Annotated in this window: 1 protein-coding gene; it reads left to right on the forward strand. The window is 52.4% G+C overall.

Annotated elements, in window-relative coordinates:
• On the forward strand, positions 1–72 hold a 72-nt coding region (locus BGE37_RS25290), incomplete at its 5' end, for a type I toxin-antitoxin system toxin Ldr family protein (protein ID WP_123057358.1).
• Between the last annotated feature and the right edge of the window lie 157 nt (positions 73–229).

Below are 229 nucleotides of genomic sequence, written 5' to 3' on the forward strand. Positions count from 1 at the left end.
GATTTAGCGGCTCCGGTCATTGCTGGCATTCTTGCCAGTCTGATCGTGAACTGGCTGAACAAGCGGAAGTAACGTGTCGGACGAGCGTCAGGCTGCCGTAATGGCAATTTGCGCCCGGACCAGGCCGCAGGGATAAAACTCTGCGGCCTTTTTCGTAAGAAAAATGCAACGGTTGCAAGCGGATAATATTCTGCGGAATGCGCAGCACAGAGTGAAGAAGTGATGGATT

This window comes from Escherichia sp. MOD1-EC6300 (assembly GCF_002965045.1).
GTDB classification, from domain to species: domain Bacteria; phylum Pseudomonadota; class Gammaproteobacteria; order Enterobacterales; family Enterobacteriaceae; genus Escherichia; species Escherichia coli_F.